This window comes from Chryseobacterium sp. 27AL (assembly GCF_057815395.1).
This window is the reverse complement of the sequence record NZ_JBYRIW010000001.1, coordinates 996,166-1,011,158: the sequence shown is the minus strand read 5'-3', so window position 1 is coordinate 1,011,158 and position 14,993 is coordinate 996,166. Positions and strand designations below refer to the sequence as shown.

15 protein-coding genes are annotated in these 14,993 nt (G+C 35.5%); all 15 read left to right on the top strand.

Annotated features, from left to right (window positions below):
• The 15 genes from atpH (at position 1) to AC3WV0_RS04365 (ending at position 14,928) form a co-directional block, all read left to right on the top strand.
• Complete coding sequence (gene atpH / locus AC3WV0_RS04435; protein ID WP_488844329.1) at positions 1-540, top strand: ATP synthase F1 subunit delta; 540 nt, start codon at positions 1-3, stop codon at positions 538-540.
• A gap of 18 nt (positions 541-558) precedes the next feature.
• Positions 559-2,136 carry a F0F1 ATP synthase subunit alpha gene (atpA, locus tag AC3WV0_RS04430; protein ID WP_090000785.1) on the top strand — a complete coding sequence of 526 codons (1,578 nt, stop codon included), beginning with the start codon at positions 559-561 and terminating at the stop codon, positions 2,134-2,136.
• 73 nt (positions 2,137-2,209) lie between these two features.
• Complete coding sequence (atpG, locus tag AC3WV0_RS04425) at positions 2,210-3,073, top strand: ATP synthase F1 subunit gamma (RefSeq protein WP_090000786.1); 864 nt, start codon at positions 2,210-2,212, stop codon at positions 3,071-3,073.
• A gap of 104 nt (positions 3,074-3,177) precedes the next feature.
• A complete protein-coding gene (locus tag AC3WV0_RS04420) occupies positions 3,178-4,536 on the top strand; it encodes a hemolysin family protein (protein ID WP_488844327.1) in 1,359 nt (452 codons plus the stop codon).
• A gap of 22 nt (positions 4,537-4,558) precedes the next feature.
• Entirely contained in the window at positions 4,559-4,864 is a 306-nt protein-coding gene (locus AC3WV0_RS04415) for an ATP-dependent Clp protease adaptor ClpS (protein ID WP_090000788.1), read from the top strand.
• A gap of 131 nt (positions 4,865-4,995) precedes the next feature.
• Positions 4,996-6,846: a T9SS type A sorting domain-containing protein gene (locus AC3WV0_RS04410; RefSeq protein WP_488844325.1), complete on the top strand. Its 1,851-nt coding sequence runs from the start codon at positions 4,996-4,998 to the stop codon at positions 6,844-6,846.
• A 119-nt stretch (positions 6,847-6,965) separates the two neighbouring features.
• Positions 6,966-7,580 carry a uridine kinase gene (gene udk / locus AC3WV0_RS04405; RefSeq protein ID WP_090000790.1) on the top strand — a complete coding sequence of 205 codons (615 nt, stop codon included), beginning with the start codon at positions 6,966-6,968 and terminating at the stop codon, positions 7,578-7,580.
• A 4-nt stretch (positions 7,581-7,584) separates the two neighbouring features.
• Positions 7,585-7,941 carry an FtsB family cell division protein gene (locus AC3WV0_RS04400; protein WP_488844323.1) on the top strand — a complete coding sequence of 119 codons (357 nt, stop codon included), beginning with the start codon at positions 7,585-7,587 and terminating at the stop codon, positions 7,939-7,941.
• Between the two features lie 131 nt (positions 7,942-8,072).
• Positions 8,073-9,224, top strand: coding sequence for a methylmalonyl-CoA mutase family protein (locus AC3WV0_RS04395; protein WP_488844321.1), 1,152 nt, complete (start codon positions 8,073-8,075; stop codon positions 9,222-9,224).
• Positions 9,224-9,664 carry a DinB family protein gene (locus AC3WV0_RS04390; RefSeq protein ID WP_488844319.1) on the top strand — a complete coding sequence of 147 codons (441 nt, stop codon included), beginning with the start codon at positions 9,224-9,226 and terminating at the stop codon, positions 9,662-9,664. Before AC3WV0_RS04395 ends, AC3WV0_RS04390 begins: the two co-directional genes overlap by 1 nt.
• A 38-nt stretch (positions 9,665-9,702) precedes the next feature.
• Complete coding sequence (locus AC3WV0_RS04385) at positions 9,703-10,851, top strand: class I SAM-dependent methyltransferase (protein ID WP_488844317.1); 1,149 nt, start codon at positions 9,703-9,705, stop codon at positions 10,849-10,851.
• Between the two features lie 135 nt (positions 10,852-10,986).
• Positions 10,987-11,289, top strand: a complete 303-nt coding sequence (locus AC3WV0_RS04380) for a hypothetical protein (protein WP_488844315.1) — start codon at positions 10,987-10,989, stop codon at positions 11,287-11,289.
• A 307-nt stretch (positions 11,290-11,596) separates the two neighbouring features.
• Positions 11,597-12,976: a dipeptidase gene (locus AC3WV0_RS04375; protein WP_488844313.1), complete on the top strand. Its 1,380-nt coding sequence runs from the start codon at positions 11,597-11,599 to the stop codon at positions 12,974-12,976.
• Positions 12,977-13,127: 151 nt separating this feature from the next.
• On the top strand, positions 13,128-14,141 hold the full coding sequence (locus tag AC3WV0_RS04370; RefSeq protein ID WP_488844311.1) for a T9SS type A sorting domain-containing protein: 1,014 nt from the start codon (positions 13,128-13,130) through the stop codon (positions 14,139-14,141).
• Positions 14,142-14,220: 79 nt separating this feature from the next.
• Positions 14,221-14,928: an SDR family oxidoreductase gene (locus tag AC3WV0_RS04365; RefSeq protein ID WP_488844309.1), complete on the top strand. Its 708-nt coding sequence runs from the start codon at positions 14,221-14,223 to the stop codon at positions 14,926-14,928.
• Positions 14,929-14,993 lie beyond the last annotated feature (65 nt).

The window sequence follows — 14,993 nt, the reverse complement described above, 5'->3', positions numbered from 1 at the left end:
ATGCTTACATCTAAAGTAGCTAAAAGATACGCACAAGGTTTACTTGATTTTACCAATGAATCAGGTCAGACAGCTACTGTATTTTCTGAAATGAAAGATGTAGTGAAGATCATGACTGAGTCTCAGGATTTAAAGAAGTTCTTCCTTACACCTTACATTGATTCTAAAAAGAAAGTAGAGGTAGCAAGTGAGATTTTTAAGAGTTTATCGGCTTCTTCACAGAATTTGATTACCTTAGTGATCAGACATGGAAGAGAAAATCAGCTTAGAAATATTGCTCAGGAATTTATCAATAAAGTTGAAGATATCAACGGAGTACAGCGAGTAACACTTACAACAGCAACTCAGCTTTCAAAAGAAAATATCGATCAGATTTTAAAATCTACCAATATGGTAAATACTGACGCCAAATTCGACTTGGAAGTAAATGTTAAGCCTGAAATTTTAGGAGGTTACATTTTAAGGGTGGGTGATCAGCAGGTAGATGCATCTGTAAAGTCTAAACTTAATAAAGTTAAAAAAGATTTTCAATTAAATTAAAGAAAAAACAACCATACAATGGCAGAAATAAATCCGGCAGAAGTATCTGCGATCTTAAAACAGCAATTGGCCAACTTCGATACTCAATCAAATGTTGAGGAAGTAGGTACAGTTTTAACCATCGGTGATGGTATTGCTCGTGTATACGGGTTAGAAAACGTACAATACGGAGAGTTGGTGAAATTTTCTAGTGATGTAGAAGGTATTGTACTAAACCTTGAAGAAGACAACGTAGGTGTTGCGCTACTTGGTGAAAGTAAATTAGTAAAAGAAGGAGATACCGTAAGAAGAACAAACAGAATCTCTTCTATCAAAGTAGGAGAAGGGATGTTAGGAAGAGTAGTAGATACTCTTGGTAACCCTATCGATGGTAAAGGTCCTATTTCTGGTGAGTTATACGAAATGCCATTGGAAAGAAAAGCTCCTGGAGTTATCTACAGACAGCCGGTAACTGAACCTTTACAGTCAGGTATCGTTGCCATCGACTCTATGATCCCTGTAGGAAGAGGGCAAAGAGAGCTTATCATCGGTGACAGACAGACAGGTAAAACTACTGTTGCGATCGATACGATCATCAATCAAAAAGAATTTTTTGATGCAGGGAAACCTGTATATTGTATATATGTTGCTATCGGACAGAAAGCGTCTACTGTAGCACAAATCGTTAAAACATTATCAGATAAAGGAGCTTTAGCTTATACAGTAATCGTTGCTGCTAATGCATCTGATCCGGTTCCGATGCAGGTATATTCTGCAATGGCAGGAGCTGCGATTGGTGAGTTCTTCAGAGACACTGGTAGACCGGCTTTGATCGTTTATGATGATTTATCTAAACAAGCGGTTGCTTACCGTGAGCTTTCTCTACTTTTAAGAAGACCACCGGGCCGTGAAGCTTACCCTGGAGACGTTTTCTATCTTCACTCAAGATTATTGGAAAGAGCGGCAAAAGTGATCGCTGATGACCAGATCGCAAGCCAGATGAACGATTTACCTGAGTCTTTAAGACCAATCGTAAAAGGTGGAGGTTCATTGACAGCTCTTCCAATCATTGAAACGCAGGCAGGTGACGTTTCTGCGTATATTCCAACCAACGTAATCTCGATTACAGACGGACAGATCTTCCTTGAATCAGATCTATTCAACTCAGGGGTTCGTCCTGCAATCAACGTAGGGATCTCCGTATCAAGAGTAGGAGGTAATGCTCAGATCAAATCAATGAAAAAAGTATCTGGTACATTAAAATTAGACCAGGCACAATATAAAGAATTAGAAGCGTTTGCTAAGTTCGGTTCTGACCTTGATGCTGCTACATTAGCCGTAATCTCTAAAGGGGAAAGAAACGTGGAAATCCTTAAGCAGCCGGTAAACTCTCCACTTCCTGTAGACAGCCAGGTAGCAATGATCTACGCAGGAACAGAGAATTTATTGAGAAACGTTCCTATCAGAAAAGTAAAAGAATTCCAAATCGAATATATCGAGTTCCTTAGATCTAAGCACCCTGACACAATGGCTGCAATTAAAGCTGGGAAAATCGATGATTCAATTACGGGTGTTCTTAAGCAGGCAGCTAATGATTTAGCTTCCAAGTATAACTAAAAATTCAATGTTTAAGGTTTAGAATGAATGTTTTAGACCTTAAACTTCATACCTTAAACCTTGAACCAAAATAATGGCAAACTTAAAAGAAATACGAGGTAGAATTACGTCAATTTCATCTACGATGCAAATTACACGTGCTATGAAGATGGTTTCCGCAGCGAAACTTAAAAAAGCACAGGATGCTATCGTAATGTTAAGACCTTATTCTGAAAAACTGCAGGAGCTTATCCAGAATGTAAATTCCAGCTCAGATCCTGATCAGATTTCTGTGTATGCTCAAAAAAGAGAAGTAAGAAGAGTGCTTTTTATCGCTGTTACTTCAAACAGAGGTCTTGCGGGGGCTTTCAATTCTTCTATTGTTAAGGAGCTTAATGCACAGTTTCAGCATAATTCTCAGTATGAGATTGAAGTTCTTCCGGTAGGTAAAAAAGCTTTTGATGCTGTAAGAAGAAACCGTACGGTATATTCTAATGCAAGTTCAGTATATGACAATTTAAACTTCGATGCCGTGTCTAACGTTGCAGAAGGAGTGATGACCAGCTTTAGAGAAGGTAAATTTGACGAAGTTTATTTAATTTACAATAAATTCATCAATGCTGCTACACAGGAAGTGACAACGGAACAGCTTCTTCCGATCTCAATGCCTGAAACTACAGAGCCTCAGGTAGAAACAGATTATATTTTCGAACCAAACAGAACGGAAATTTTGGATAATTTGATTCCTAAATCTATTAAAACTCAGGTTTTCAAAGCAATCCTGGATTCGGTAGCATCTGAACACGGAGCGAGAATGACTGCGATGCATAAAGCGACAGATAACGCTCAGGCTTTGAAGAATGATCTGGTAATCTTCTACAACAAAGCAAGACAGGCTGCTATTACGAACGAAATTTTAGAGATTGTTTCAGGAGCAGAAGCTTTGAAAAACTCTTAAAAAGATATTTTCATACAATATTTATTAAAGCATCGTATACCACGATGCTTTTTTTGTTATTTTTATTTTGTATATATTTGTATCAAATTATATACAACTTCTAAATGGACTCGGACATAGTCAGGCTTTTGCTGGCCTTATTACTTGTTTTACTTAATGGCTTCTTTGTAGCCGCAGAATTTTCAATTGTTAAAGTTCGTTATTCACAAATCCAGTTAAAAGCCGCAGAAGGAAATTCTATGGCAAAACAGGCAGAACACATCATCAAGCATCTTGATGAATATCTTTCTGCAACACAGCTGGGCATTACGCTGGCATCCCTTGCCTTAGGTTGGGTGGGAGAAAGTGCCCTGCATCATATTGTTGAAGACATTTTCAGTTCACTCAATATTAACCTTACAGAGACAACAATTACCTCAATTTCCGTCATTACAAGTTTTGTTCTGATCACTATTATGCATATCGTTTTTGGTGAGCTTATCCCAAAATCAATTGCAATCAGGAAATCAGAATCGACTACGATGGCGACTGCAATTCCATTAAGGGTTTTCTATACTGTTTTTAAACCTTTTATTTGGTTGATGAATTTAATGTCTAACACATTTTTGAGATTAGTGAAAATCCATCCTGCTTCAGAACATGAGATTCACTCTACAGAAGAGCTTCAGCTTTTGGTAAAGCAAAGTGCTGACAGTGGAGAAATTGAGGAAGAAAACTACGAGATTATCAAAAATGCCTTTGACTTTACAGATCATTCGGCCAAACAGATCATGGTTCCCAGACAGAATATTACATCCATCGATTTTGAGGAAGACGTCAATGAAATTATCAACAAAATCATGGAAAGCGGATACTCCAGAATTCCGGTTTATATAAATTCTATTGACAATGTTATTGGTATTCTTTATACAAAAGAGATCATCAGGGAATTTGTAAAGAGAAAAGGTGAACTCAGCCATGAAGATCTTAAAGAACTGATGCGTGATGCATTTTTTGTGGTAGGAAGTAAAAAGATATCGGATCTTTTGAAAATTTTCCAGCAGAAAAAACAGCATCTTGCCATTGTTATTGACGAATTTGGTGGTACGGAGGGAATCATTACCCTTGAAGATATTCTTGAAGAATTGGTAGGTGAGATCCAGGATGAAGAAGATGATGAGGAAAAGATAGTTGATAAAATTGCGGAGAATACATTTTGGGTTCAGGCAACGCAGCCTCTTGACGAAATCAATGAATTTCTGCCTAAAAAATTACCTCTTTCGGAAGAAAGTGAATATAATACACTTGCCGGCTTTATCTTGCATGCTTTGCAAGACATTCCGGAAGAAAACCAGGAGTTTAAACTTGAGAATTATCATTTTAAAATTTTAAAAATGAATAACAAAAGTGTTGAGCTGGTTGAGCTTTTATATGAAGAACCAAATAATATAAATGATCTGGCTGAAAAAATCGGCGAGGTCTGATCTAATTCTAAAATAACGACGGATGAATTTTTATAACAGCATTAAAGATTACGACGATCCGAAACGTAAGTATGAAGAAGATGTTCTTGTGCTGGAAGATACGGATGAAGTCTATAAATTGGTTTTGCATAACGATGATGTTCATACTTTCGATTATGTAATTGACTGTCTGATAGAAATTTGCAAGCATACGCTGGAACAGGCCGAACAATGCACCATTTTGGTTCATTTTAAAGGTAAATGTACGGTCAAAACTGGATCAATGGATTTACTTAAACCCATGCATGAAAAATTGCTTTCAAGAGAATTGACGAGCGAAATAGTATAAAAAAAAGAGGCTGTCCTAAAGTTTGGACGGTCTCTTTTTTTGTTATTATATGCAGTTTTAATATAAGATAGAATTTAATTTTGAATATTTCATAATATTTTGATACTTTTAGCATCTTAAATAACATTTGTATGAAAATAAAATTAAATTCGCTAATTCTTGGTTGTCTAATGTCTGCTTCGGCATTAATGGGTCAGGAATCATCTTTTGAAGTTCCGGCAAGAAAATGGATAGTAGAAAATTCCAAAAACTTAGGTGTCCGTGGTTTCAGTCAGTTTAAACTAAGCTTTGTAAGAAAAGGAGGCACAGGTGAAACTCTGCGTTTTCAGCATATTATTAAAGACGTACCCGTCTTTCAATCTGAAATTGTAGTTCATTTTAATAAGCAGAACAATATAACTTATACTTCTACAGAAAGTTTTAAAAAGAATGTGCAAGAGATCAATACAATTCCTTCATTTTCTCCTGATGAAGCCATAAAAAAAGCACATATTGCCTCCCGTTCTAAAGGAGAGACTACTTTTGAAGAAAACAAGCTTTTTGTTTATGTTACAGAGCAAGGGCATACCAAACTGGTTTACCGTGTAATAACACATTCGTACGATAATCCTGGTGATTGGGAGACAATTATTGACGCTCAAAATGGTGACGTGATCAGTGTAAAAGATATTTCTTTTTATCATAAAGAAAAATCTGAAAATCCGCCGAAAAAAACAAGTAAACAAAGTTTAACGAAAAAAAATACATTAGTTACAGGTTCAGCTTATATCTTTAATCCGGATCCGCTCTCTAAGGCTCAGGTAGCTTATGGAGGTCAGTATGTTGATGGCAATGACGCTACAAATGCAAGCCTGGATGCTGCAAGAACTTTGGTTACTATTCCTGAACTTGAATTGAATTCAGGTATCTATAAGCTGAAAGGAACCTATGTAGAAATTGCAGATTTGGAAGCTCCGGCAACAGGCCTCTTTACACAGACCAATAACCAGTTTCTTTTTAATAGAAATGAACAGGGATTTGAAGCTGTCAACGCTTATTGGCATCTTGATAATAATTTAAGGTATATTAATTTGACTCTCGGAATTCTCTGTAAACCTACACAGAACGCAGGTGTATTAAAATTTGATCCACATGGGTTTAATGGCTCCGATAACTCACATTACGTGAGAACAACACAGATTTTAGCGTTCGGAGAGGGGGGAGTCGATGATGCAGAAGATGCAGACGTTATTCTTCATGAATTAGGTCACGGTATCCACGACTGGCTTACTAACGGGGGATTGTCGCAGGTAGATGGTTTGAGCGAAGGCTGCGGGGATTATTGGGCACAATCATACAGCAGAAGCTTAAATCAATGGCAACCTACTGATGCTGCTTACCACTGGATGTTCAATTGGGATGGACATAATTCTTTCTGGCCGGGAAGAATAACAAATTATACTGCAGCTTATCCTGGAGGACTGACCGGTTCCATACATACAGACGGACAAATATGGGCTTCTGCATTAATGCGAATTTATGATGCCATCGGGAAAGAAAAAACGGACAGGGCATTTCTTGAAGGGTTAGCAATGACAAGTTCCAGTACAAACCAGGAAAATGCCGCTATTGCTGTAAGACAGGCTGCTATTGATATGTTAGGGACATTTGGTTTTACCTGCAATGATATTATGCAAATGACTACAGAATTTACTGCTGCAGGATATACTATGCCGGCTTATTCCTGCCAGTTAAGTGTAAATGATGTATCTAAGAAAGAGATTATTGCAATTTATCCTAATCCGGTTTCGGATGTGCTAAATATTTCCGTGAAAATAAGTAAGGAAGAAAAAGTAGAAATCTTCAACATGGAAGGTAGAAAAATAATGGAAACAACCATCACAAATGCCAGAAACTCAATAAATGTCTCGCATCTGCAGGCAGGAGATTATATTTTACAAATAAAAGCATTAGAATTATCAACGAAATTCATTAAAAAATAAAAGCAGGTCCGGTGTTGTAATAGCATCGGATTTTTTTGTTTTAAAAGAATTTCAGATGGCATATTTATTTGCATTCAACTAAAATAGTATATTTGTAAAACGATAAAGAAATAAAAAGAATGCTTGTAATAGGAATTGCGGGAGGAACGGGATCCGGCAAAACTACAGTTGTTGATAAGATTATTCAGCAGCTTGATATTGAAGGAATGAACATCCTTTCACAGGATAATTATTATCATGATAATCATAATCTTACATTGGTTGAAAGGGAAGCTTTGAATTATGATCATCCGAAATCCATTGATTTTGATTTACTGATAAAACATGTGAAAGCTTTAAAGAATAATGAGCCTATCGAGCAGCCAATCTACAGCTTTGTAACTCACTCCAGAACCGGAGACCATGTTACGGTGGAGCCTAAAAATGTTCTGGTAGTAGAAGGAATTCTTGTTCTTACCAATAAGGAACTTTTAAAGGAATTCGACCTTAAAGTCTTTGTACATGCGGATTCCGATGAAAGACTGATCAGAAGAATACGACGAGATACCCAGGAAAGAGGAAGGGATTTAAATGAAGTTCTGCACCGTTATCAGACGACTCTGAAACCTATGCATCAGGAATTTATTGAGCCCTCAAAAAATGAAGCAGATCTTATTATTCCAAACATGAGGCAAAATTCCGTGGCGATTGATTTTTTAACAACTGTGATAAAAAACTCTCTGAGAAAACATTAAATACATGAAAGGGACCAAACTTATCAAAGATATTCAGCCAAAATCTGAGACTTTTAAATTTATTCAGAAGTATATTTTCAATAAATATACCATCACAATATGTCTGTTTCTGGTCTGGATGATTTTTTTTGATAAAACTTCATTCCTAGTAATCAATGAACTGAATGGTGAGATTAACAAATATGAAGAACAGCTTCAGTATTATAAAACCGAATATGAAAAAAATGATGCGTTTTATAAAAAGCTGATGAACAACAAATCTGAAAAGGAGAAGTACGCCAGAGAAAATTATTTTATGAAAAAACCGAATGAAGAAATTTTTATTCTGGTCGTAGACAGCACAAAAGTAGCAAAGAAATAATTAAAAAGTGAATGGTGAATTGTGAATTCGCTGCGCCTGTCAATATCACAAGGTAAAAAATAAGCCTGTTTGGTAAATTCACCATTCACAATTGACCATTCACAATTGACCACCACATATAACAATACGCCATGTCAAACACAGCTTGGGAAAATTTAGTCAGGAAACAGCTTAAAACCGAAGATATTTATCCAATTCTTACTAAAGAAAATTTAGAAGGAATTGTAGTAAAGCCATTTTATGATGAAGTGAATACGCCATTGGTAAATCTGCCGAAAGTAGAAGAAAATACGCACTTGGTGGCAAGATATCACGAAAGCCTGGAAGAGGATGTATTTGCTTTCCTTTTGGATCACAATGTCGAAAACCTTTCACAGAAAACGATTTTTATTGACGATACCGATCTTGCCGGACATATCAGTCCCAGAGAAGAGGATCAGTATTTTTCATTAATTGATGTTTTTGATGAAAAAGAAGCTGTAATAAATGATCAGCTGGTTAAAGAATTACTGGCGAAGCAATTCAGAAGAAATATTTGTATTGATATATCATTACACCAGAACGCCGGAGCCGCAATATATCAGCAATTAGGAATTGCGTTGGCAAAAACTAAAGAATTGATTGAAGTTTATGGCCCGGAAATTTTAAATAAATTAATTTTCAGAATAGCAGTCGGAGGAAATTATTTCTTCGAAATGGCAAAGTTAAGAGCTTTTAAACTTGTTTTTAACGAATTATCCAAGGAATATAATTTAGACGAAATTCCATATATTTTTGCAGAAACATCGCTTAGAAATAAAGCGGTATCGGATAATGAAAATAATCTGATCCGTTCAACTTTAGAGCTGGCTTCAGCAATGATTGGCGGAGCTGATGCTGTTTTCAGTAACAATTATCTTGTAGACAAAACTACGGAAAATTCGGAGGAAATTTCTTTTAAACAACAGATCGTCCTGGCTTATGAAAGTATTATTAATGTTTTTGAAGACGCTTCCAACGGAAGTTATTTTGTAGAAGATATTACCCGGCAGATCGCTGAAAAATCATGGGCTTATTTCCTTGAAATTGAAGAAGCAGGAGGTTATCTTGAATGCTTGAAAAATGGTGTGGTCCAGAAACAGATTTACGACCATGCCTTAGAAGAACAGAAGTGGGTGGAAGACGGAAAAATAAAGCTTATTGGCGTTAACTTATATCCCAAATTAGAGGCTAAAAAAGCTGCAGAAGATTTGTATAATAAAAGTGAAATAAAGCCTGTAAGATGGGCTCAGATGTTTGAATAATGAAAGAAAAACTAATTGATTTATTTGAATATACTTATCATTTTAACACTGAGATGATTAAAGTTATTTCCGAAAATTTGGAAAGAGTTGATGAGAAAACGATTAGCCTGATCAACCACACTTTAAATGCCCAGAAGATCTGGAACTCGAGAATTTTAAACGAAAAAATGTTTGAAGTATGGCAGATGAATCCTTTTGAAGTTTTAGAAGAAATTAATCAGAATAACTTTGAAAAAAGTATTGAAATCATTAGCAATTTTGATCCTGACCAAAAGATCACATACCAAAACTCAAGAGGAGCAGCTTTTGAAAATACTGTTTTCGAAATGCTTTTTCAGGCAATTAACCATTCAACCTATCATAGAGGACAGATCAATTCATTATTGAAGCAAAACGGAATAGAGCCGGTTTTAACGGATTATATTTTTTATAAAAGATAAATTTAATTGAATTTTTAAGTTCTGTTGCTAACTTATTTGTGGGAGATAAATTATTAAATCAACAAGTTCAGGAATATATCAATGCCAATCTGGATACAGATCTGCACGCCTTATTATTGAAAAAATCGCCATTTCCAGAGGTTTCCATGCAGGAAATTGTTCAGCAGATCAAAGGGAAAAAAGTTGCACAGAAAAAGTTTCCGTTTTTACTGAAAAAAGGGATCATTTTTCCTCCACAACTTAATTTAGAACAGTCTTCTTCCGATAAGGCCGCTCAGTACAAATCACAATTGATAAAAGGCGAATCGTTTATCGATCTTACGAGTGGTTTTGGGATTGATGCTTACTATCTGTCACAAAATTTTCAGGATGTTACCCTTATAGAGCAAAATAACGAACTTTTGAATATTGTTCGGCATAATTGGAATATTTTAGAAAAAAATGCAAAATTTATACATCAGAAGCTTGAAGATTTTCTCACAGAAACTAAAGAATTGTTTGATGTAATTTATCTTGATCCTGCACGAAGAGACCATAATAAAAATAAAGTTTTCCTCCTTGAAGATTTGTCGCCGAATATTCTTGAAATTCAGGAAAAACTGGTTTCTATTGGTGATAAAGTAGTAATAAAATTATCGCCGTTAATTGATATAAAATATTTACTTTCTGTACTGAAGGGTGTTTTCAGGGTTGAAATTATTGCCGTTAAAAATGATGTGAAAGAAATTGTAGTCTTTTTATCCAAAAAAAATCATGGAGAAATAATCTGCAATTGTATAAATCTTGAAACTGATGATCCTGCTTTTGAGTTTATAATCGGCGAAGAAGAAGAGGTCGCTGCAAATTACGGAGAACCGGAAAAATATATTTACATCCCCAATAATACCATCCTGAAAGCAGGTATTTTTAATCTTATCTCACAAAAAACAGGATTGAAAAAACTTCATCCGAATACTCACATCTATACCTCAGATTTAAGAATTAAAAATTTCCCGGGAAGAATATTTGAAATGGAAATCATTGATCCTAAGGAGATTAAAAAGAAAAGCCAATACAATATCATTTCAAAGAATTATCCTTTAAAACCGGAGGAAATAAAGAAAAAATACAATTTGAAAGATGGAGGCGATTATTATCTTATTTTTACACAGTCCAAAAAAGGTAAAATAATTTTAAAATCAGTATAAAAATGTTGCTGTAAAATGCAAGATTTCTTAATTTTGGGCAATTAAAAAAATTAGCCTGAAATCGCTCATTGCTAAAATCATATAAATGACCAAAGAATGCGGTTTTAGATGACTCATAAAAAATAAATTTTCCATATGAAAAAATTAGTTATATGTTTAGCCCTTGCTACTGTTGCGGTAAGCTGTAAAAAAATCCAGGCTGGCGGAAATAAGAATACTTTAAAACTTGAAGAAGGTGTAGAAAGATATTCTGATGACGAACAGACAAGCGGTGAGCAGGATAATCTTTCTGAATACAGAGGAGATGCGCATGATGGCCATGAAACTCCTGCTAAAACAGATACTGCCGGAGCTGTAAAGCATAAAGAAGAAGACAACAGACACTCTGATGCAACTCCAATCCCGGAAGGTTCTCAGACTCCAAAGGCTGAACACTAATTAATTAGGTAAAATATACTAATATCCTGCAGAAATGCGGGATATTTTTTTGGAGCTTGATCCGGCTCTCCGCTATTACTCCTCGCGCCGACCTTCGCCGATGCGCTCCAACACCAAACCCCTGTACTCTCCAATACTCCAGCCCCGCTGTGGGGTAACCGCTCAGATCCGGGCTAGGATTTTCGTCCTTATATAAATATTTCACATTTTCATCAGTGCAGTATATCGTAAAAACATGAAGAAAATTATATCTTTTTGTTTGTTCCGGCGTGGCAATTTTTTTACTTTTAGCAAAATAAATTTTACGATGCAAGAAACATTAAATTACATCAACGAAAACAAACAGCGCTTCGTGGATGAATTATTTGAGTTACTGAGAATTCCTTCAATTTCAGCAGATCCTGCTTATAAGGAAGACGTCCTGAAATGTGCGGATGTAGTAGCTGCACACCTGAAAAATGCAGGCGCAGACAATGTGGAAGTTTGTCAGACAAAAGGATATCCTATCGTTTTCGGAGAAAAGATTTTAAATAAAGAGCTGCCAACGGTTCTGGTATATGGTCATTATGACGTGCAGCCTGCCGACCCTTTGGAATTGTGGACAAAACCACCTTTCGAGCCGTATATCGAAAAAACGGAACTGCATCCTGAAGGAGCCATTTTTGCGAGAGGTTCGGCAGATGATAAAGGACAGTTTTTTATGCATCTTAAAGCTTTCGAAGCTATGATGAAAACCAATGCTCTTCCTTGTAATGTTAAATTTATCTTAGAAGGAGAAGAGGAAGTGGGTTCTGTGAGCCTTGGCGATTTTGTGAATGAAAATAAAGAAAAACTTTCTTGTGACTGTATTTTAATTTCAGATACTCATATTTACAGCAATGAGCAACCGACGGTTACTACAGGCTTGAGAGGTTTAAGTTATGTAGAAGTAGAGGTGGAAGGTCCTAACAGAGATCTGCATTCCGGATTATATGGCGGTGCCGTTCCGAATCCTATTCATGTGCTTTCGAGAATGATTACCAAGCTTATTGACGAGGATGGGCACATCACTATTGACGGTTTCTATGATAATGTAGAAACAGTTTCAGATACTGAAAGAGCAGAGATGAACAAATTGAAAGATAATCCTGAAGAATTTAAAAAATCCATCGGCCTGCATGGAGTGGAAGGAGAAAAAGGATATACTACCCTGGAAAGAACGTCAATCCGTCCTACATTAGATTGTAATGGGATATGGGGAGGTTACACAGGCGAAGGGGCAAAAACAGTAATTCCGTCCAAAGCGTTTGCTAAAATTTCGATGCGACTTGTTCCTTATCAGACCCCTGAAGAAATTACAGAGAAATTCACCAGATATTTTGAGAAAATAGCTCCTGGAAATGTAAAAGTAAAAGTTACCCCTCACCACGGAGGGATGCCTTATGTTTTGCCTACAGATACAAAAGAGTTTTTGGCTGCAAAAAAAGCCATGGAATCTACATTCGGAAAAGAAGTTCTTCCATACAGAGGAGGAGGAAGTATTCCTATTACATCAATGTTTGAGCAGGTTTTAGGAGCTAAATCTGTTTTAATGGGATTCGGCTTGGATTCGGATGCGATTCACTCGCCAAATGAACATTACGGATTATTCAATTTTTATAAAGGAATTAAAAGTATTCCGCTATTTTTTGAGAATTATGTGAAGTAACTTGACTCAGTGTTAACATTTACAGCTATAACATATTAATTTTTATTATGGTTTGTTTACTAATTGAATAAATTAACAATTATTTTTTTTAATATTTTGAAGATTAAAATATTGTTCTTATATTTATTACCTAATAATAATGATTAATAATATGAGAAAAATTTTACTATTAAATCTATTAATTTCGACATCGTTATCTTTATCAGCTCAATTATTAGAATCTGATAATTATAACTCTTATGTTATAGGAAATGTATCTACTAGTACATCAGGAACTGTAGCAGGTCAGGGTGGTATGTATCCGTATACTGGAGCAGTAACAGATTATCAAATTGTTGCAGGAACAGGGGGACACGGTAATTATTTACAGGTTACAACAGGTAATACTGCGACGGCAACGTCCTTGAGAGTTGTTTCTAAAGATGGTTTAGATACGGCTTGGGATGCAAGGACACCTGGAAATAATATTATAAAAGGATCTGTAGATATTTATACAGGTACATCTACAGGAAATCATAATTCTGGTGTTGCAATCTTTGGTGAAGATGAGGATGGGAATTCTGTGGGGATTGTTGGGATAAGATATAACTCATCTACTAAAACTATCAATGGCTTGGCTTACCTTACTAACGGTTTAGAAGGTAATTTTTATAATATCACAGGATTAACTACTAGTACTTACCCTGCAAACACATGGATAACAGTAGCTTACAGTTATAACACTGCTAACGGGCAAATTACATATACAATTAATGGAGGCACTCCTTTAGTTTTAAATGTTTCAGGATATACAACGCCTTCTGGTCTTATTCCAACTGAATTTAATGTTTACAGCTCAGCAGGAACAGGAAATAATACAGCAACAACTTTTGGTATTGATAACTATCAGGTATTTGCAAGTAATACTACTACATTGGCTACTAATGAAATTTTTAAAGCTGCGGCGGATGATGTATTAGTTTATCCAAATCCTGTTAGTGATCATTTGACTATTAAATCAAATACAAAAGTCAATAAGATTGAAATTTATGACATGTCTGGAAAAAATGTAAAAAGTGAATTAAATGGCGATAAAGTAAATGTTACTAATCTTAATCCCGGAAATTATATCATAAATATTGAAACTAAAGAAGGCAGAACTTCAAAAAAATTCATCAAAAAATAATATACTTATAAATATTTAACCATATAAAAACGCTCTATTTAGGGCGTTTTTCTTATTTTTAAGAACTAAATCAAAAAACATGATAAAGGATAAAGTAGCTTATATCACAGGAGGAACCAAAGGAATTGGTTTTGGAATCGCTAAAATTTTGCTTGGACATGGTGTTTCTGTAGCTTTTTCAGGACGGAAAAGAGATGATGTTGAAAAAGCTGAAAATGAGTTAAAAAAATATTCCAAAAATGTATTGGGAATAGTTTCAGATGTAAGGAACTTTGAAAGTGAGGAAGAAGCAATAAAATACACGATAGAAAAATTTGGACAGCTGGATTTTGTAATTGCTAATGCCGGGCTGGGTGTTTTTAAGCCGGTAGATCAGCTTTCTGTTGAAGATTGGGACGACATGATCGAAACAAATTTAACAGGCGCATTCTACACGTTAAAAGCTTCTGTAGAAGAACTGAAAAAAACTCAGGGATATTATATCACAATTGCAAGCCTGGCCGGAGCCAATTTTTTTGAAAATGGATCGGGTTACAACGCTTCAAAGTTTGGGGTTGTAGGCTTTACACAAGCTGCTATGATTGATCTGAGAAAATACAATATCAAGTGTACAGTCATTATGCCTGGTTCGGTGGCAACACATTTTAACGGTAATATCCCTTCCGAAAAAGATGTGTGGAAGATTCAGCCGGAGGATATGGGAAATCTTGTTTTGGATATTTTAAAAATGAATCCTAGAGTTTTACCGAGCAAGATAGAATTTAGGGCAACAAAACCAGCCAATTAAATACATCTAATGCGCTGAATAATAATTTACTAAGTATTATGCATGCATAATATATTTTTTAATTA